Origin of the sequence: uncultured Algibacter sp., assembly GCF_947487605.1 — a bacterium.
In the GTDB taxonomy this organism is placed as follows: Bacteria; Bacteroidota; Bacteroidia; order Flavobacteriales; family Flavobacteriaceae; genus Algibacter_D.
In genome coordinates this window covers 141,176-159,074 of sequence record NZ_CANKXK010000003.1, presented here as the reverse complement: position 1 = coordinate 159,074, position 17,899 = coordinate 141,176, and the positions used below count along the sequence as shown (strand labels likewise).

Annotated in this window: 18 protein-coding genes; 10 read left to right on the top strand and 8 right to left on the bottom strand. The window is 31.6% G+C overall.

The window, feature by feature from the left end:
* Nucleotides 1-172 precede the first annotated feature (172 nt).
* The 4 genes from Q0739_RS04690 (at nt 173) to Q0739_RS04675 (ending at nt 4,080) form a co-directional block, all read left to right on the top strand.
* Nucleotides 173-2,290: a histidine kinase gene (locus Q0739_RS04690; RefSeq protein ID WP_298237545.1), complete on the top strand. Its 2,118-nt coding sequence runs from the start codon at nt 173-175 to the stop codon at nt 2,288-2,290.
* 110 nt (nt 2,291-2,400) lie between these two features.
* A complete protein-coding gene (locus Q0739_RS04685) occupies nt 2,401-2,469 on the top strand; it encodes a hypothetical protein (protein WP_366140770.1) in 69 nt (22 codons plus the stop codon).
* Nucleotides 2,470-2,761: 292 nt separating this feature from the next.
* Nucleotides 2,762-3,496: a LytTR family DNA-binding domain-containing protein gene (locus tag Q0739_RS04680; protein WP_298237544.1), complete on the top strand. Its 735-nt coding sequence runs from the start codon at nt 2,762-2,764 to the stop codon at nt 3,494-3,496.
* Nucleotides 3,497-3,567: 71 nt separating this feature from the next.
* A complete protein-coding gene (locus tag Q0739_RS04675; protein ID WP_298237543.1) occupies nt 3,568-4,080 on the top strand; it encodes a gamma carbonic anhydrase family protein in 513 nt (170 codons plus the stop codon).
* A gap of 6 nt (nt 4,081-4,086) precedes the next feature.
* On the opposite strand, the gene murI is transcribed toward Q0739_RS04675, so the two are convergent.
* The 8 genes from murI to Q0739_RS04635 form a co-directional block, all read right to left on the bottom strand.
* Entirely contained in the window at nt 4,087-4,866 is a 780-nt protein-coding gene (gene murI / locus Q0739_RS04670) for a glutamate racemase (protein WP_298237542.1), read from the bottom strand.
* A gap of 66 nt (nt 4,867-4,932) precedes the next feature.
* A complete protein-coding gene (locus Q0739_RS04665) occupies nt 4,933-5,439 on the bottom strand; it encodes an OmpH family outer membrane protein (protein WP_298237541.1) in 507 nt (168 codons plus the stop codon).
* A 25-nt stretch (nt 5,440-5,464) separates the two neighbouring features.
* The gene (locus Q0739_RS04660; RefSeq protein WP_298237540.1) at nt 5,465-6,484 is read right to left on the bottom strand and encodes an OmpH family outer membrane protein; all 1,020 of its coding nucleotides are present in this window, start codon (nt 6,482-6,484) and stop codon (nt 5,465-5,467) included.
* A 185-nt stretch (nt 6,485-6,669) separates the two neighbouring features.
* On the bottom strand, nt 6,670-9,312 hold the full coding sequence (bamA, locus tag Q0739_RS04655; RefSeq protein WP_298237689.1) for an outer membrane protein assembly factor BamA: 2,643 nt from the start codon (nt 9,310-9,312) through the stop codon (nt 6,670-6,672).
* Nucleotides 9,245-9,985, bottom strand: a complete 741-nt coding sequence (locus Q0739_RS04650) for an isoprenyl transferase (RefSeq protein ID WP_298237688.1) — start codon at nt 9,983-9,985, stop codon at nt 9,245-9,247. Before Q0739_RS04650 ends, bamA begins: the two co-directional genes overlap by 68 nt.
* Nucleotide 9,986: 1 nt before the next feature.
* Complete coding sequence (locus Q0739_RS04645) at nt 9,987-10,676, bottom strand: DUF6089 family protein (protein ID WP_298237539.1); 690 nt, start codon at nt 10,674-10,676, stop codon at nt 9,987-9,989.
* Between the two features lie 99 nt (nt 10,677-10,775).
* Entirely contained in the window at nt 10,776-11,660 is an 885-nt protein-coding gene (locus tag Q0739_RS04640; RefSeq protein ID WP_298237538.1) for an NAD kinase, read from the bottom strand.
* 3 nt (nt 11,661-11,663) lie between these two features.
* The gene (locus tag Q0739_RS04635) at nt 11,664-12,323 is read right to left on the bottom strand and encodes a CBS domain-containing protein (protein ID WP_298237537.1); all 660 of its coding nucleotides are present in this window, start codon (nt 12,321-12,323) and stop codon (nt 11,664-11,666) included.
* A 98-nt stretch (nt 12,324-12,421) separates the two neighbouring features.
* Here Q0739_RS04635 and Q0739_RS04630 point away from each other — a divergent pair, with 98 nt between their 5' ends.
* The 6 genes from Q0739_RS04630 to clpP all read left to right on the top strand — a co-directional run bounded on the left by Q0739_RS04630 (nt 12,422) and on the right by clpP (nt 17,847).
* Nucleotides 12,422-13,135, top strand: coding sequence for a pyridoxine 5'-phosphate synthase (locus tag Q0739_RS04630; RefSeq protein WP_298237536.1), 714 nt, complete (start codon nt 12,422-12,424; stop codon nt 13,133-13,135).
* Complete coding sequence (locus Q0739_RS04625; RefSeq protein WP_298237535.1) at nt 13,135-13,899, top strand: alpha/beta fold hydrolase; 765 nt, start codon at nt 13,135-13,137, stop codon at nt 13,897-13,899. Before Q0739_RS04630 ends, Q0739_RS04625 begins: the two co-directional genes overlap by 1 nt.
* A gap of 57 nt (nt 13,900-13,956) precedes the next feature.
* Nucleotides 13,957-15,144 (top strand): energy transducer TonB, encoded by a 1,188-nt coding sequence (locus Q0739_RS04620; RefSeq protein WP_298237534.1) that lies wholly within the window; start codon nt 13,957-13,959, stop codon nt 15,142-15,144.
* 16 nt (nt 15,145-15,160) lie between these two features.
* Nucleotides 15,161-15,508 (top strand): phage holin family protein, encoded by a 348-nt coding sequence (locus Q0739_RS04615; RefSeq protein WP_298237533.1) that lies wholly within the window; start codon nt 15,161-15,163, stop codon nt 15,506-15,508.
* Between the two features lie 196 nt (nt 15,509-15,704).
* On the top strand, nt 15,705-17,033 hold the full coding sequence (tig, locus tag Q0739_RS04610; protein WP_298237532.1) for a trigger factor: 1,329 nt from the start codon (nt 15,705-15,707) through the stop codon (nt 17,031-17,033).
* Nucleotides 17,034-17,172: 139 nt separating this feature from the next.
* A complete protein-coding gene (clpP, locus tag Q0739_RS04605) occupies nt 17,173-17,847 on the top strand; it encodes an ATP-dependent Clp endopeptidase proteolytic subunit ClpP (RefSeq protein ID WP_298237531.1) in 675 nt (224 codons plus the stop codon).
* Nucleotides 17,848-17,899 lie beyond the last annotated feature (52 nt).

The window sequence follows — 17,899 nt, the reverse complement described above, 5'->3', positions numbered from 1 at the left end:
TGACTGGTGCTTTATAATGCGCGAAAACGATATTTTATATTGAAAATAGCAAGATTACCGAAAGCACCATTTTATTATATGAAGTAAAGTGTGTAAGTTTATCTCATATAAGATAGAGGTGAAGTTATTTACAAAGTATATTATTTTTTTATTACTTGTTCTAAGTGCAAACTTGGCGTTTGTTCAGGAAAACAATGTTTTTGAAAGACCTAAATTTATAGTAAAAGGTTCTGTTATTGAAAGCGATACTAGAGACCCAATTCAAAATGTAAATGTAGAGACAAGTTCTGGAGATTATACCACGACAGACTTTTTAGGGAAGTTTAAAATTGAAGCTCGAAAAGGCGATGAACTTATAATTAGATCTAAGGATTTCGAAACTGTTTATTATACCATTCAGAGTGATGAGAGTATTACTGTTAAAGTTGAACCAAGTGAAGAGGATGTTTCATTTTCTAGATTAAAAAAGAAGTTTAGAAATAATACAAGTTTGTTTAAGGCTTTAATCGATTCGTCTAAATCTTACCTTAAAAGAGATGCGCAAAAAAGTATTCAGTTTGTTGCAGATGCTTTAGGAGAGAGCAATTCAACAAGAGATAACGCCCTTGCCTACGAAACTCTTGGAGATATTTATATGTATTGGAAACAATACGATTTGGCTGTTACAAATTATCGCATTAGTCTTCAGAATATAAAACTGGAAACCGTTAATTTAAAATTAGCTAATGCTTATAAGTTGAATAAGAATTATCAAGAAAGCATTAGCCTTTTCAAAAGCATAAATAAGAAAAATTTATCGAATTATGATTTAGTATCGCTATACGAATCTTTAGGCAATGTGTATTTCTTAATTAAAGATTTTGAAAGCGCAGTTAGCTCATATAATAATGGGCTACAAGTGGCACAAAAGCATTTAATAACACCAAAAATAACCGATTTAAATTCGAAACTTGCAGACGTTTATGATGTAAGTGGAGATAAGGAAGAAGCACAAAGCCTATTTAGCAAATCCTTAGATTTAGCAACTAAAGAAAATAAGAAAAGAGCTGTTGAAGAAAAAATTAAAGTCGCCGATTTCCAAAACAAGCAAAGCAATTATTCAGATGAAATTGAACTGAGAAAAGAAGCTTTAATAGATTTAGATGATATTGCTAAAGATTCTATTCTAGATAATAAGAGTTCACTAACACAGCAAAAGCAAAATTATAAAATTGGAAACGCCTATGCTTTGCAACAAGATTTTGTCAATGCCATTCCTTATTTGGAAAAAAGTATTGAGGAAGCTAATAATAGAGAAGACCTAATAGTTCAAAAAGATGCTACCAGAAAACTATCTGAAGTTTATCGAGATGCAGGACAGTTTGATAAGGCATTATTAGCATATCAAGATTATGTTGACTTAGTAGATAAGCTATATTCTAAGAGGGAACAAGAAATATCGCAAGCAGCTCGATTTAGTAAAGATATTGTAAGCAAGCAAAATAGAATATTGAGTTTAGAGGGAGACAGGGAGTTATCGGAAAGTAAATACCAACTCACTATCGAGCAAACGAAACGACAGAAACTGATTATTTATTCATTATTAGGAGGGTTAATACTGCTTTTAGTGCTTGCATTTTTAATGTATAAATATATAAAGCAACAGCGATTGGCAAATAACTTGTTAGCGTTAAAAAGTTTGCGAAGCCAAATGAATCCACATTTTATATTTAATGCACTAAACTCTGTAAATAGTTTTATAGCATCTAACGACGAAAGAACCGCAAATAAATATTTAACCGATTTTTCGTTATTAATGCGTGCGGTTTTAGAAAATAGTGAAGAAGACTTTATTCCACTTGAAAAGGAAATAGAGCTTATAGAATTATACACCAAACTTGAACATTTTAGATTTAAAGATAAGTTCGAGTATAGCATAACGGTTGATGAACAAATTAATGTAAAAGACTTTTTAATTCCGCCAATGTTATTGCAACCCTATATAGAAAATGCTGTTTGGCACGGTTTGCGTTATAAGAAAACGAAGGGGCATTTAGAAATATCCTTTACTCAAAAAACCCCGAATGAAATTAATATCATTATAAACGATGATGGTATTGGACGAAAAAAATCGAAAGCTTTAAAGACTAAAAATCAGCAAAAACAAAATTCAAAAGGATTAGGAAATATTAAAAAGCGTGTTTCTATTCTAAACAATATGTATAAAGATAGAGTAGATGTTTTTATTGATGATTTTAAAGACGAAGAAGATATAGGAACCAAAGTAGTAGTAACACTTAAAAAGGATTAACTGTTAAACATTTTTTAAAACGAATAATACAATTGAATGGATAATGTCACGCTGAATTTGTCGAAACGCTTACGGCATAAATTATTAAAATATAATTTTATTACGTTTATATAATACTTTGCTTAAACAACACCTATTACACTGGAATGACTAATGATTTAGAAGGAAGGATTAATTAACATAAAGAAGGCAATAGAAAGATAGTTACACATGTTCACCTAGACCTATTGAACTTAAGTGGTATATGCAATGCTTAACTCCTTCTGAAGCTATTACAATTGAAAAACAAATTAAAAGGATGCTCTCTTAAAAAGAAGGCAGCTTTGATAAATAAAAATTGGGGAGGTTTAATTGAGTTTTAGAAGAATTATACTAAATATGGAAATTCGAATAAGGATTAAAATATCTTCGACAAGCTTAGACTGACAGTACATTTATTAATTGGCAGCCAAACTAAAATAAAAATGTAAAATGAAACTAAACACTATCATAGTTGAAGACGAAGAAACTAGTAGAGATATTCTAAGGAATTATCTTAAAAAATACTGTCCTAATATAATTGTATTAGGTGAAGCAGCAAATGTAGAAGAAGCTTTAGTTTTAATTAGAAATAACCAATTAGATTTGGTTTTTCTAGATGTAGAAATGCCTTATGGCAATGCTTTTGACCTCTTAGATAAAGTAGGTGATGTAGATTTTGAAACTATATTTGTTACCGCTTATAATCATTATGCTATAGATGCGTTAAACGCCCATGCTAGCTATTACTTGATGAAACCAATATCTATTGACGACCTCATAAAAGCAGTTGATTACGTAACAGAAATTAAAGTAAAGGAAAATGCATTGCAGGATCAGGTGCTAATTCCAAAAACAAATAGTGTAAATGGTAAAATAACAATCCCTCAGTTAGATGGATTTGAAATTTTAAACACCGCTGATATTTTATATTGCAAAGCAGACGATAACTATACCGAAATCTATTTAAATAATAATAAGAAAAAGCTGGTGAGTAAAACTTTAAAATATTTTGAAGATGCGTTGGTTAATTCAAGTTTTGCTCGTATACATAAATCGTATCTTGTTAATGTAAACGAAGTCGTAAAATATGTAAAAGGAAAAGGAGGAAGGGTTGTGTTAAGTAATGGAAAAGAAGTTATGGTTTCGTCCTCTAAAAAGTCGGCTTTTTTGTCATATTTTAAATAATCTGGTCATTCAGAGCAAAGCGAAGAATCTTTAATTAATCAATCGTCAATAAAAAATAATTATTTAAACCTATGCCAGTAATAAAATCAGTAAGAGGGAAAAGTCCAGAAATACCAAAAGATTGCTTTATAGCCGAAAATGCTACCATAGTTGGCGATGTTTCAATGGGAAATGAATGTAGTATATGGTTTAGTGCTGTTGTTCGAGGCGATGTTAACTTTATTAAAATAGGCAATAAAGTAAATATTCAGGATGGTGCCGTAATACATGGGACTTATAAAACAGCCCCAACCACTATTGGTAATAATGTTTCAATTGGTCACAATGCCTTGGTGCATGGGTGTACCATACATGATAATGTACTAATTGGAATGGGAAGCATCGTTATGGATAATTGTATTATAAAGAGTAACTCTATTATTGCCGCGGGCGCAGTAGTAACTAAAAATACCATTGTAGAAGCAGGCAGTATATATGCTGGAGTACCAGCAAAAAAAGTAAAAGATATTAGTGAAGAATTAATATCTGGCGAAATAAATAGAATTGCCGATAACTATATTAAATATTCTGGTTGGTTTAAATAGTGTTTATTAAAAGTCTAAATATTGAATATCAGATTTATTATTGACGAGCGACTTTAAAACATCGAGGTTTCTATTAGTAAAAAATTCTGTTTTATCAATTGATGAAGAATCATTGAGTAAATCGTGAGATGTTAAAACAGCTTTTGTTTGTCGTGCGACTGCTTCCCCAGAATCTATTATTTTTACATGCTTAGGTAGTAATTCAATAAGCAAAGGCATTAAGTAGGGGTAATGCGTGCATCCTAAAACCAAATAATCAATATTTGCTTCTATCATTGGTTTTAGATATATCTTTAAAAGCGATTTCATTTTTTCAGAATGCAATTGTCCCGTTTCTATAAGCTCTACAATACCATCGCCATTCTGCTCTAAAACATTAATATTACTAGCAAATAAGTTTGAAGTTTTAGAAAATAAAGCACTGCTTAAAGTTCCTTTAGTTGCTAAAATTCCAACAGTATTCGTTTTTGTTTGTAAAGCGGCAGGCTTTATGGCGGGTTCAATACCAATAAACGGAACTTTATAATTACTCCTTAAATAATCGATAGCATTTGTGGTAGCTGTGTTGCATGCTACTACTATAAGTTTACAACCTTTACTTAATAGGTATTCGGTGTTTTTAATACTTAACTCAATAATGGCATCTTTTCCTTTAGGACCATAAGGCGCATTTGCGCTATCTGCCAAATATATAGTATGCTCATTAGGTAGTAGCTTATTAATAGCTTTCCAAATGGAAGTACCACCTACACCAGAATCGAAAATGCCAATAGGTTGTTTGTTCATATTTAACAAAAATAAAAAAGCTGCCTTGTATAAGACAGCTTTAAAATATTTATTTTGAGTATAGTTTTATATACCTAATTCTTTTTTAACATCGTCAAGTAAATTTTTACCATCAGACATAATTACAACGCTTTGTGCAGAGTCTACAACATATTCGTAACCTTGTGCTCTAGCAACTTTTAAAATTGCTGCTTTAGCCTTTTCAGTAATAGGGCCTAAAAGGTCAATTTCCTTTTTCTGTAAATCTTTTTGAGCATCTGCTTGAAACTGTTGGATACGTTGTTGCTTTTCTTGCAATTCTAAACCTCTTTTTTGGTTTTCTTCATCAGTTTTTGTAGCTGCTTCTGCTTCATATTGTTTTACAGTTGTTTGATATTCTGTTATAGAAGCTTGAATATCTGTTTGGTATGTTTTACCTAAAGTTTCTAATTCTGCTTGTGCCGATTTCATTTCTGGCATTGCTTGAATTAATTCAGTAGTATTTATATGTGCAACTTTACTTTGAGCTTGAGTAAAACTAATTGTCCCTATGCATAATGCCGTTGCTAATAAAATAGTTTTTAAGTGTTTCATTTTTTAAATTGTATTAAGTGTGTTATTAATTGTTTTTATTATTATTTATTGAATCTTTCGCTTTTTGGCGATCTTCTAAAATTTTCTTTTTCTTGTCTTCTAAAGCTTTTTTACGTGCTGCGCGGTCTGCTAATTTTTTTTGTCTATTTTCTTCTATAAGCTCTGCTCTCGTTTTTGGTTTGTCATCTTCACTTGCTTCTTTTTCTTCTGCAGATTTGGCTTCTACATCACTTTCTACTTCTGTAGATGTTTCAGTTGTCTTATTTTTAGCATCTATTTTGTCTTGCCTTGCTTTGGCTCTTTCATCTAATATTTTTTGTCTTCTATCTGCGGCTTCTTTTACCTTTGCTTCACGAGCTGCTAATTTCTTAGCTCTTGCTTCTTCAATAGCACTTGCTCTTTTTGCCTTCTTTTCTTCAAGTGCTTTTTCTCTTTCTTCTAGCTCATAGTTAATTTCTGGAACTAACTCTTCTTTTTCAGCTTCTTTTCGTTCTGCTTTAGATTTTACTTGTTTACGTTTTGAAGCTCTTGTAATGCTTCTTAAAATTTGCTCGCTTAAATCGAATTGCTTCGCTGAGTAAAGCATTACAACATCTGCCGATTTATCGAAAATGAAATCATATTTTCTGCTAGAAGCCATATCTTGTACTGCTGCAAAAATTTGATCTTGAATAGGTTGCATTAATTGTTTCTTCTGAATCATTAAATCACCATTCGGTCCAAAACGCTTTTGCTGATAGTCTAATATTTCTTTTTCTTCATAATAAATATCTTCTTCACGTTCTTCAACCAACTCTTTAGTTAAAAGTGCTTTTTCATTACTAAGGTCTTTTCTTTTTTGTGCTACTGTACTCAATCTAGAATCAATTTCACTTTTCCATTTCTGAACTTTATTTTCTAGTTGAGCTGTTGCTTCTTGATACTCGGGTACATTTTGTAAAATGTACTCTGTGTCAATATAACCTATTCTTACGCCTCTTTGCGCATCTACAGAAAAGCTTAGCATGAACAAGAATGTCAATAAAAAAAGAACTTTTAGTTTCATCTGATTAATGTTTTTATAATTTATAGCTCATAAATTTCAGAAACGACAGATGATAATTTGTTTTGAACTCCGTCGGTTTATGAATTCTATCTTCAAAATTAACGAATTTTAATTTTAAAAATTTCATTCTCATTCAAATCATCAAAAGGTTATTAGAAAATATCGTGCCAAAATAAATATGTTCGTTAAAATTGTTGCCCAATTATGAAGTGTGTTTCCCATCCATGTTTCCCAACTTCTCCATCTAATGGGTCGAATCCATGACCGAAATCGATTCCTAATAAACCAAATGCTGGCATAAATATTCTAACACCTAAACCTGCAGAACGGTTTATATTAAATGGGTTGTAGTCCCTAAAATTGTTATAAGAAGCACCGCCTTCTACAAATGCAAGCGCAAATATTTTTGCCGATGCTGCAAGCGTTATAGGGTAGCGTAATTCTAAAGAAAATTTATTGTAAATAGTACCACCATCTTGATCGGACAATGATTGGTTTGGATAACCACGTAATGCAATTACTTCTCTACCATCTAGCGAAAAGTTACCTAAGCCATCGCCACCTAAATAAAAACGCTCGAAAGGAATAACTCCTCTATCGTTATTGTAGGCTCCAAGAAAGCCAAATTCTACACTAGGTTTTAAAACCAATTTGCTGTTATTTATAACTTCGGTATACCAATCTCCTTTAAAATTAACTTTATAAAACTCTAACCATTTATAGCGTTCTTGGTCAGCTTTTGCTAGTTCTTCACTTTCTTCTTGTGTTCTTGATTGTCTAGGTATTGAACTTAATCTGTCACTTGTTTCTCTAAGTGAACTATAATCTACATTATTAAACAAAGAGTAAGGAACTGAAACTTTTGCAGTTATTCCAAAATTAGAACCTCCAGTTGGGTAAATTGGATCTACACTGGTGTTATTTCTGCTTAAGCCAACCGTATATGAAAGGTTGTTTGAATACCCATCGCCAAAATTAAACAAACCTACGTCATAATTGTTTAAATCATAACGTTGATAACTTATCGCTTGAGATAAGGTAAAATAATCATCTGGGATTGATAAACGTTTTGCTAAGCCAAAGGTGATGCCAGTAATATTAAAACTCCTATTTTTGTCTGCATTTCGTGTTAAAGGGTTGAATTGAAACTGTTTAGTGTGCGATATAGATGTTGAAAATTGTACGGGACGTTTACCACCTAACCAAGGTTCTGAAAACGAGAAACTATATGTTTGGAAAAAACGACTTGCTTGAAGACGCAACGCTAATTTTTGACCATCACCCATTGGGATTGGTTTATAAGCTTCTTTGTTAAAGATGTTTTTTATTGAAAAATTGTTAAACGATAAACCAAGTGTTCCTATAAAGCCACCGCCGCCATAACCGCCTTGTAATTCTATTTGGCTGGAACCTGTTTCTTTAACTACATAGTCAATGTCAACCGTTCCCTCATTTGGATTTGGGTTTTTAATATCTGGAGTTAATTCTTGAGCATCAAAAAAGCCTAACTGCCCAAGTTCTCTAATGGTTCTAACTACATTTGCCTTACTGTATAATTGCCCTGGACGTGTTCTAATTTCCCTATAAATTACATGATCATTCGTTTTGTCATTTCCAGAAACACTAACGTTGTTGAAGTAGGCAGGTTTCCCTTCTACAATTCTTATTTCCATGTCAATAACATTGTCTTTCGCACTAACCTCAACAGGGTTTATAGTTGAAAATAAATAACCATTATTTTGATATAGGTTTGTTATATCAAGTGCATCTGGCTTAGAATTGTCTGCAATTCGTTTTTCGAGTAAAACACCATTATAGGTATCTCCTTTTCTTATACGTAACATTCTAGTTAGTTGGTCATTGGAATATACTGTGTTTCCAATGAATGTAATATCACCAAACTTATACTGCTCACCTTCATTTACATTAATTTGGAGTGATATGGTTTTGTCATTATTTATTATAACACTATCAGATAATATTCTAGCGTCTCTATAGCCGTTCTCTTTATAGGTGTCTATAATATGACCTAAATCGGCTTGATAAGCAGAATCTATAAATTTTGATCGCTTTAATATTCTAAGTCTATTAATTTTTTTAGTGTTTTTCATGCTTTTTCGAAGTTTTTTGCTTTTTAAAACTTCGTTGCCATTGAAAACGATATCTTTAATTTTAACCTTTTCGCCTTTATCAATATTTAATACCATATTAACTCTAGCAGTTTGAATAGAGTCTTTTACATCTATGGTGTTTATATAGACTTTTGAATTTAAGAAACCTTGCTTTTTGTATTTTGTTTCGAGGAAATTTTTTGTGGTAGTAACAAGGTTTTCTGTTACTTTAACACCTTTGTCAAGTTTATTTTCTTTTATAATACCTTCAACTTTCGATTTTTTAACCCCATTAATTTTTAGTTCATTAAGCTGCGGTAAGTCTGAAAGACGAATTTCTAAATAGGCTGTGTTGCCATCAATTTTGGTTACATATAACTCTATGTCGCTAAAGAGTTTAGAGTTCCATAATTTTTTTATGGCTGTGCTAGTGCCTTCACCAGGGATGGTTATCTCTTTGCCTTTTCTTAAACCTGAGTAAGTGACAATGGTTTTTTCGCTAAAACTAGTATTTCCAGACACAGATATGCCTCCAATAATATATTTTTTGCCATTGTCGTATGATATGTCCTGCGCCTGAAGGCTAAAACTAAAAACTATAAATAGTAATGCTAAACAGTTTTTTATATAAGTAGAAAAAGCTAAACTATTAGCTAAGTTGTTCACTTGTTTTCCCAAATCGTCGTTCTCTTTTTTGATATTCAATAATAGCTTTATACAAATGCTGTTTCGTAAAATCTGGCCAAAGTGTATCGGTAAAATACAATTCGGCATAAGCAATCTGCCAGAGCAAAAAATTACTTATACGTTTTTCGCCACTTGTTCTAATAAGCAAATCTACGTCTGGTAAATTTTGCGTGTAAAGATGCTCATTTATAATCGATTCATCAATTTTTTCGGGCGAAATTATATTATTTTTAACTTTAATACTAATTTCTTTAACAGTGTTTAGCAATTCTTCTCTAGAACCATAACTTAATGCTAGAGTTAATGTCATTTTATTGTTATCCTTGGTGGCATCAATAACATCGAAAAGTTCTTTGTAAACTTTAGAGGGCAATGTCTTTAAATTACCAATGGCATTTAATTTAATATTGTTGTCTAACATGGTTTTAATCTCTTTTTTTAAAGAAGAGACTAAAAGTTTCATAAGTGTTTGAACTTCTAGTTTTGGTCTATTCCAGTTTTCGGTTGAAAAAGCATAAAGCGTTAGATTTTCAATTCCCAATTCGGCAGAAGTTTCAACTACATCCTTGACTGATTTTGTGCCATTTTCATGACCAAAGGTGCGCCGCATACCTTTTTGCTTTGCCCATCTACCGTTGCCATCCATAATAATAGCTACATGCTTTGGCAATTTGTTAGGGTTTATGTCTTTTAGTAAGTCCATTTTAATTTCCAGCACAATAGCAAGGGTTTAGTCCGAAAGTATATGTTAAGGTAATCCCTGAAAACACATACCAATCATTATTGTTTATATTTCCAAATCTGTATTGTTCTCTAAATTTATCATCTGGAATACTACCGTCTATTTCATCTGAGAATGTATATCTAGCACCAATTTCTAAACTAAGCACGAAATTATCTAGGAATGTTGTTTTGAACCCTAATGCCATGGGAATACCATAAGCCCAACTAGAATTATTTTCTTGAGTTTGCACTCCGTTTTGGAAATAGTGATTATCATGATTTGCAACACTAATACCTGTATATAAGTATGGTGTCCCCATTTTTTTGCCAGTATGCAAATCAAAATCAAAAAAAGTGAATTCCATGCCAGCAGATATTTCTATAATTTGATTGGTAAAACTATAGCCTCTTTTAATACGTCTAGGGTCATCAGAATTATTGTCTATCCCTTCAAGTTCCGAAAATATTAAAGATACACGATAAGAATGTCTTGGGCTTCTATTCCATTTATAAACGCCACCAATTGCTAACTGATTAGGAGAAATATAGTCTGTAGCACCTACATCTCCTATAAAATTACTGCCACCAATAAAAATACCAACTTCATTTATTTGAGCATGCCCTAAATAAAAGCTTAAAATGCTAAAAACCAATACAGTTAAATGCTTCATATACGTTCAAAAGTTTGCAAATATAATAAATAAGATTAGCTAAGTATAATTTGAGCTAAATTGTATTAGTGTAAAACTGTATTTCGACTAAATTATTGTTTAATTACGCTTGTCTTCACCCCAAAGCAGCTTTTTTCGGAGTGTACTTAAAAAGCTTTCATTTAAAAGATCTATCATTTTAATTTTAAATGTGGCTTTTTTAATTTTTATTAGAGTTCCATTATCTAAAGTAGCAATTCTAGAATCTAAAGATACTAAGTGGTTTTCCTCACGCCCATCAACTTTAAGATGTATTTCTGTAGAATCTGGAATAACTAAAGGTCTTGCACTTAAATTATGTGGTGCAATAGGTGTTAAAACAAAACTATTTGTGTCAGGTGTAATTACGGGGCCTCCACAACTTAAAGAGTACCCTGTAGATCCTGTTGCTGTTGAAACTATTAAACCGTCACTCCAGTAAGATGTTAAATATTCCCCATCTAGATGCGTTTCAACAGTAATCATAGAAGTTGTATTTTTTCTACTTACAGCAATTTCATTTAAAGCAAAATTAAGCGATTTAATCTCATCATTTTCTGGCGAAGTTTCAATTTCGAGCAAACTACGCTCTGAAATTTTATAATTTCCATCAATAATATCTTGAATAGCTTTTTCTATAGAATCAACTTGAATTGTAGCTAAAAAACCTAATCTGCCTGTATTAATACCAATAATGGGAATACCCATATCTTTCACAAAAGTTATGGCTCTTAAAATAGTGCCATCTCCACCAACACTTACTAGCAAATCAAACGAGGTATCAAGAACATCAAACGTTTTAAATGCAGTATAGTCGTCTAAATTAGAATTTTGAGCTTTAATGAGGTCATAAAAATGTGTCTCTATATAGGCTTCAACATCTTTTTTAACAAGCGAATTGAAAAGTGTTATAACAGATGATGATGTAGTTTCATTATAAAATCGTCCAAAAACGGCAACCTTCATAGTTTACATATTTAAATATTTATTCAAATAATCAGATCGCTCTTTAAGGCTTTGCTTATAACTGTCATCTTCATGTCCAGATACTATATTATAACTATAACGTCTAAACGTTTGAATTATCTCGTTTAAAGAAACATTGCCAATTTTAAGAGTAACTTGAATAACATCATTTTTCATTTTTGAAACAAAAGCTCCAAGCAATTTCCCGTTGTTTGACTCTACAATCTGGCTAATTTCGCTAAAAGAATAATCGTTAATGCCTTTTTCTACAACCAAAACGCCTCCTGGATCAATGAAAAAAGGAGATTCCCCGAATAAGCTTATAATATCACTTAATTCGTAATAGCCAAGATAACGATTGCTTTCATTTAAAACAGGCATTATGTTACTTGAGTTTCTTGCAAAAGCTTCTAAAACATCTAACCAAAGTGTTTTGTCATTTACGTGAAAATCTTCGAGCGCATAAGTATAATCACTTATTAGCTTATCGCTTTCAAAACAGTGTACATCTGTTTCAAATAAACTGCCAATAAACTCATTATCTTTGTTTTTAATAGGAATATGAGAATATGTTAATTGATTAAACAATACTTGTAAATCACTTATTTTGCTATTACTAGCAATAGGTTTTATATCGTTTATTATGTATTCTGTGAGCTTCACCTAATTTTTAAGATTCGTTTACATTGGTATGCAAATTAATTAAAAAAATAACACTTAAGCCTGTTCTACTTTGTATTTTTGCGGTTTAAAAATTATATATGACTAAGCTAAGCGTTAATATTAACAAGATTGCTACCTTGAGAAATTCTAGAGGAGGAGATCTGCCTAATGTTGTGAAATTTGCAAAAGATGTTCAGCGTTTTGGAGCAGAAGGGGTTACAATTCATCCGCGACCAGACGAACGCCATATACGTTATCAAGATGCACGAGATTTAAAATCAGAAGTTTATACCGAGTATAATATTGAAGGAAACCCTATAGAATCTTTTGTGAACTTGGTATTAGAAGTTAAGCCAACACAAGTTACTTTGGTTCCAGATTCTGTAGATGCAATTACCAGTAATGCAGGATGGGATACAATAAAACATAAGGATTTTTTAGTAGATGTTATAAAGGAGTTTCAGAATAACAATGTACGAACGTCCATTTTTGTCGACCCAGTCATAAAACAAATAGAAGGTGCTAAAGAAACGGGTACAGATAGAATAGAATTGTATACCGAGGCTTTTGCACACCAATTTGGTTTAGGTAACAAAGAAGCTATTAAGCCTTATGTAGAAAGTGCCAAACTAGCTAACAAATTAGAATTAGGAATTAACGCTGGACACGATTTGTCTTTAGAAAACATTAAGTTTTTTAAAGATGAAATTCCAAATTTATTAGAAGTCTCCATTGGGCATGCACTTGTTTCTGAGAGTTTGTATTTGGGCGTTGAAAATGTAATTCAAATGTATCTTCATAAATTAAAATAATGCTGCTACATTCAAATATTATAGGCGAAGGGCGAGTTTTTGTTATTCTACATGGGTTTTTAGGAATGAGTGATAACTGGAAATCACTTGGCAGACAATTTAGCGAGCAAGGGTTTCAAGTTCATCTAGTAGACCAGCGTAATCATGGGCGAAGTTTTCATGACGAGGTGTTTAATTACGAAGTTCTTGCAGAAGATTTAAAAGCATATTGCGAATCTCATAATATAGAAAACATTATATTGCTGGGTCACTCTATGGGAGGTAAAACAGCCATGTTGTTTGCAACGTTATATCCAGAATTGGTTTCAAAATTATTAGTTGCAGATATTTCTCCGCGGTTTTACCCAATACATCATGATGCTATTTTAAATGGTTTGAGCGCATTAAATTTTGATGAAGTTAAAAGCAGAGGGCAGGCAGATATTGTTTTAAGTGATTATGTGCCTGATTTTGGAACAAGACAGTTTTTATTGAAAAACCTGTATTGGATTGAGAAAGGAAAATTGGCATTGCGTATAAATCTTGAAGTTTTAAAAAATGAAGTTGGCGAGATAGGAGAGTCATTGCCTTCTTATGCAATATTTGACAAAGACACTTTGTTTTTACGTGGTGATCGATCAGAATATATTGGTATTGAAGATGAACGATTAATTGCTAACCATTTTCCAATAGCTAAAATTGTAACAATTTCTAATGCTGGACATTGGTTGCATGCAGAAAACCCTAAGGATTTTTATGAAGTTGTACTAGCGTTCATAAAATAGAAGGATTTTTCTTTTAAAAAAGCTATTTTTACCAATGTATAATTTTAATTCCATTAAATGAAACATCTTATTTTAGCCTTATTCCTAGTTGCATCTTGTGTAGTGTTTCCTCAAAAGAAGAAAAGGCATGGGCCGTTTGAAGACTACTATAAAAGTGGAGAATTAAAAACTTTAGGTCAATACAGGGAGGGAAAAAGGATTGGTAAGTGGCAAGATTTTTATGAAACTGGACAACTGTCCAAAATATACACCTATAATAGCAATGGTAGAAAGACTGGTTTTCAAGAAAGCTACTACAAAAATGGTGGTTTAAAGAATAAGACGATTAAGTTAAAATCTGGAGATTTTATAAAAAATGGGTTTTATGAAGAAGGCACATTGCTTTACGAAATGATGCTTTCTAGTAAGCCTAATTCCAAATTGAATTTTCTTTTGAAAAATGGGCTGTATCGTGAGTTTTATAAAAACAAAAATGTTAAAATAGAAACCAATTATAAAGATGACCAATTGTCTGGATTATGGGTTAAATATTATGACTCTGGAGAGAAAGAATGGGAGGTTGAGTATTATTTAGATTACAAACAAGGTGCTTACAAGAAATATTTTAAAAACGGGCAAATAGAACTGGAAGGAACAACAGCATTAGGATTAAAAAATGGAGTTGAGAAACGCTATAATGAAAAAGGATTAATTCTTTTGAAGGGAACTTATGATAAGGATAAGTTAGATGGGGAATGGTTTGTTTATGAAGAAGCAGGAGATAAAACAAGTACGGTTAAATTTAAAAAAGGAATAGCTAGAAAATCTAAAAACAATATTGTAATAAACCCAACAAAGATTCCAGAAGGTGATTTTGAGCAAGTTCCTATTTATCCTGGTTGTGAACTAGCATTAGGTAATTTTGGTAAAAAGAAGTGTATGTCTGAAAAAGTTGCAAAATTTGTAAATAAAAGTTTTAATACTAATCTGGCTTTTGGTCTTGGTTTAGAAGGAAGACAAAAGATAAATATCATTTTTAAAATAGATAAAACAGGAAGTGTTACAGGTATAAGAGTACGAGCTCCACATCCTAGTTTAGAAGAAGAAGCTAAATATGTTATTAGTAAGTTGCCAAAGATGGAACCCGGTATGCAAAGAGGAAAAGCTGTTGTTGTACCATACTCTTTACCAATAATATTTATGGTAAAAAGCAAAAAGAAGAAAGACATATTTGAGGACCCTTTTTATAAAGGAGTAGGGAATTAACATAAAACATAATATTATGAAACTAATAATCAAACTTCTATTAAACGCAATTGCAGTATTTATTTTAGCACATGTTTTATCAGGCGTTTTTGTCGATGGTTATCTAACCGCAATTATAGTAGCCGTTGTTTTATCTATATTAAATTTATTAGTAAAGCCGATATTAATAATTTTCACTTTACCAATAACTATAGTAACATTGGGCTTATTTTTATTAGTAATAAATGCATTAATAATCTTGTTGGCAGATAAATTAATTGAAGGATTTTCGGTAAGTTCAATTTGGTGGGCAATTCTTTTTAGTATCTTACTGTCCATACTACAATCAATACTTCATTCACTTTTAAAAGAGGATAAAAAATAGCTTAAAAATCAGACAATTAAACTTTGTTGGGATGCGAAAAATGTTATATTTTTGCATCCCAATTTTAGTTGCAAGAAACTCTAAAAGATTTATGTCTTTTAGTTTCGATTGAAATTGTCATTCCCCTGAAAATGGGAATCTAAAAAATCAAGTTAAAACTTAAATTAAATACCTTTTAAGGTTTAGATCATTAAAAATGAATATTACAAGAGAAAACGTTGATGCATTAAATGCGGTTGTAAAAGTGGATATTGCTAAAGAAGATTATAGCGATAAAGTTGAAAAAATCTTATCAGATTATCGTAAAACAGCGAACATTCCAGGATTTAGAAAAGGACATGTGCCAATGGGAATGGTTAAAAAACAATATGGTAAAGCCGTATTGGTAGATGAAGTTAACAAATTACTGCAAGAAGCATTAAATAAATATTTAACCGAAGAAAAGTTAGATGTACTTGGGCAACCATTACCTAAGCCTCAAGATGCTGTTGATTGGGATTCTGATGCCTTCTCTTTTGAATTCGAATTAGGTTTAGCACCAGAATTTGAAGTAAATTTAAAGAGCAAAAAAGCGATTACGCAATACAATATTGTTGCCGATGATAAAATGATCAACGAGCAAGTTGAGCGCATTCAAAAGCAATATGGGAAATTAATTTCGCAAGAAACTGTTGAAAAAGATAGTGAGGTTACAGGAACTTTTAAAAATGAAGAACGCGAAATCGATAATACGGTAACTTTAACTTTAGATAAGTTTAAGGGTAAAGCAACCGCAAAACAATTTATTGGTGCAAAAGCAGGCGATGTTATTATTTTAAAAACAAAAGGTCTTTATAATGATGAACATGAATTAATGCATGCCTTAAAATTAGGACATGATGATGTTCATGGCTTAGATATTGAAGTGTCTTTCACAATTTCAGAAATTAACCAAAGAGAATTTGCAGATTTAGATCAAGAATTGTTTGACAAACTTTTTGGAAATGGTACCGTAACTTCTGTAACAGAGTTGAAAACAAAAATTAAGGAAGATGCCGAAAAACAATTTGTTCAACAAGCAGATCAAAAATTATTGAATGATGTTACAGAGTACTTAGTAGAAAATACGAAGTTCGATTTACCAGCAGAGTTTTTAACAAAATGGATGCAAACAGCTGGTGAAAAAGAAATGGATGAAGTACAAGCAAAAGAAGAATATGAGAAGTCTGAAAAAAGCTTGCGTTACCAATTAATTGAAGGAAAATTAATTGAGGAAAATAACGTTCAAGTAACCATGGACGATATAAAGAATCATGCAAGAGAAATGATTAAAGGACAAATGGCTCAATTTGGTCAAATGAATCCTTCAGATAAAGAATTAGACGATATCGCTGCACGTGTATTATCAAACCAAGATGAAGCACGTAGAATTTCAGAACAGTTAGTTAGCCAAAAACTTTTACAAGTATATAAAGAAAAGGCTAATTTGAAGGTTAAAGAAATGAGTTACGAAAACTTTGTTAAAGAAGTTTACGGGGACAAATAATCAAATAATAATTCATTATATTTAAGCGCTTAAACGCATTTGTTTAAGCGCTTTTTTATTTATATATATATTGAAAGAAAGCTTTATGTATCTTGATGTGAGTCAAGGTTTTAAATCAAATTAATATTTTAGAACAATTATGGATTACGCAAAAGAATTTGAAAAATTTGCTATAAAAGACCAAGGCATTAGTAGTACTTATTATAATAAAATAGTAAGTAGTATGTATCCAACGAGTTTAACCCCTAATATTATTGAAGAACGCCAGATGAATATCGCAATTTTCGATGTATTTTCGCGTTTAATGATGGATCGAATTATTTTTATGGGTACCGCAATTAACGACCAAGTGGCTAACATTATTCAAGCACAACTGTTGTTTTTAGAAAGTGTGGATGCTTCAAAAGATATTCAAATTTATATCAATTCTCCAGGTGGAAGTGTCTATGCTGGTTTAGGTATTTATGATACCATGCAGTTTATAAAACCAGATGTAGCGACTATTTGTACAGGAATGGCAGCATCTATGGGAGCCGTTTTATTATGTGCAGGTCAAAAAGGCAAACGTAGTGGCTTGACACATTCTAGAGTTATGATTCACCAACCCTTGGGTGGTGCGCAAGGACAGGCAAGTGATATTGAAATTACAGCGCGCGAGATATTGACTTTAAAGGAAGAACTTTATAAAATTATTAGTAAGCATTCGGGTCAAGAATACGACAAAGTATATGCCGATAGCGATAGAGATTATTGGATGAAAGCCGATAAAGCCAAGGAGTATGGCATGATAGATGAGGTTTTAGTACGTGAGTAAATAAATTTTTGTAGTTTTATAATTCGTTATACTTTGATTTTTAACGATTTAT

Bases quoted from the DNA above. Each gene is read 5' to 3' on its own strand.
- Q0739_RS04680 (WP_298237544.1), top strand. From the start codon at position 2,762: ATGAAACTAAACACTATCATAGTTGAAGACGAAGAAACTAGTAGAGAT.
- Q0739_RS04675 (WP_298237543.1), top strand. From the start codon at position 3,568: ATGCCAGTAATAAAATCAGTAAGAGGGAAAAGTCCAGAAATACCAAAA.
- murI (WP_298237542.1), bottom strand. From the start codon at position 4,866: ATGAACAAACAACCTATTGGCATTTTCGATTCTGGTGTAGGTGGTACT.
- Q0739_RS04665 (WP_298237541.1), bottom strand. From the start codon at position 5,439: ATGAAACACTTAAAAACTATTTTATTAGCAACGGCATTATGCATAGGG.
- Q0739_RS04660 (WP_298237540.1), bottom strand. From the start codon at position 6,484: ATGAAACTAAAAGTTCTTTTTTTATTGACATTCTTGTTCATGCTAAGC.
- Q0739_RS04650 (WP_298237688.1), bottom strand. From the start codon at position 9,985: ATGGACTTACTAAAAGACATAAACCCTAACAAATTGCCAAAGCATGTA.
- Q0739_RS04645 (WP_298237539.1), bottom strand. From the start codon at position 10,676: ATGAAGCATTTAACTGTATTGGTTTTTAGCATTTTAAGCTTTTATTTA.
- Q0739_RS04640 (WP_298237538.1), bottom strand. From the start codon at position 11,660: ATGAAGGTTGCCGTTTTTGGACGATTTTATAATGAAACTACATCATCA.
- Q0739_RS04630 (WP_298237536.1), top strand. From the start codon at position 12,422: ATGACTAAGCTAAGCGTTAATATTAACAAGATTGCTACCTTGAGAAAT.
- Q0739_RS04625 (WP_298237535.1), top strand. From the start codon at position 13,135: ATGCTGCTACATTCAAATATTATAGGCGAAGGGCGAGTTTTTGTTATT.
- Q0739_RS04620 (WP_298237534.1), top strand. From the start codon at position 13,957: ATGAAACATCTTATTTTAGCCTTATTCCTAGTTGCATCTTGTGTAGTG.
- Q0739_RS04615 (WP_298237533.1), top strand. From the start codon at position 15,161: ATGAAACTAATAATCAAACTTCTATTAAACGCAATTGCAGTATTTATT.
- tig (WP_298237532.1), top strand. From the start codon at position 15,705: ATGAATATTACAAGAGAAAACGTTGATGCATTAAATGCGGTTGTAAAA.
- clpP (WP_298237531.1), top strand. From the start codon at position 17,173: ATGGATTACGCAAAAGAATTTGAAAAATTTGCTATAAAAGACCAAGGC.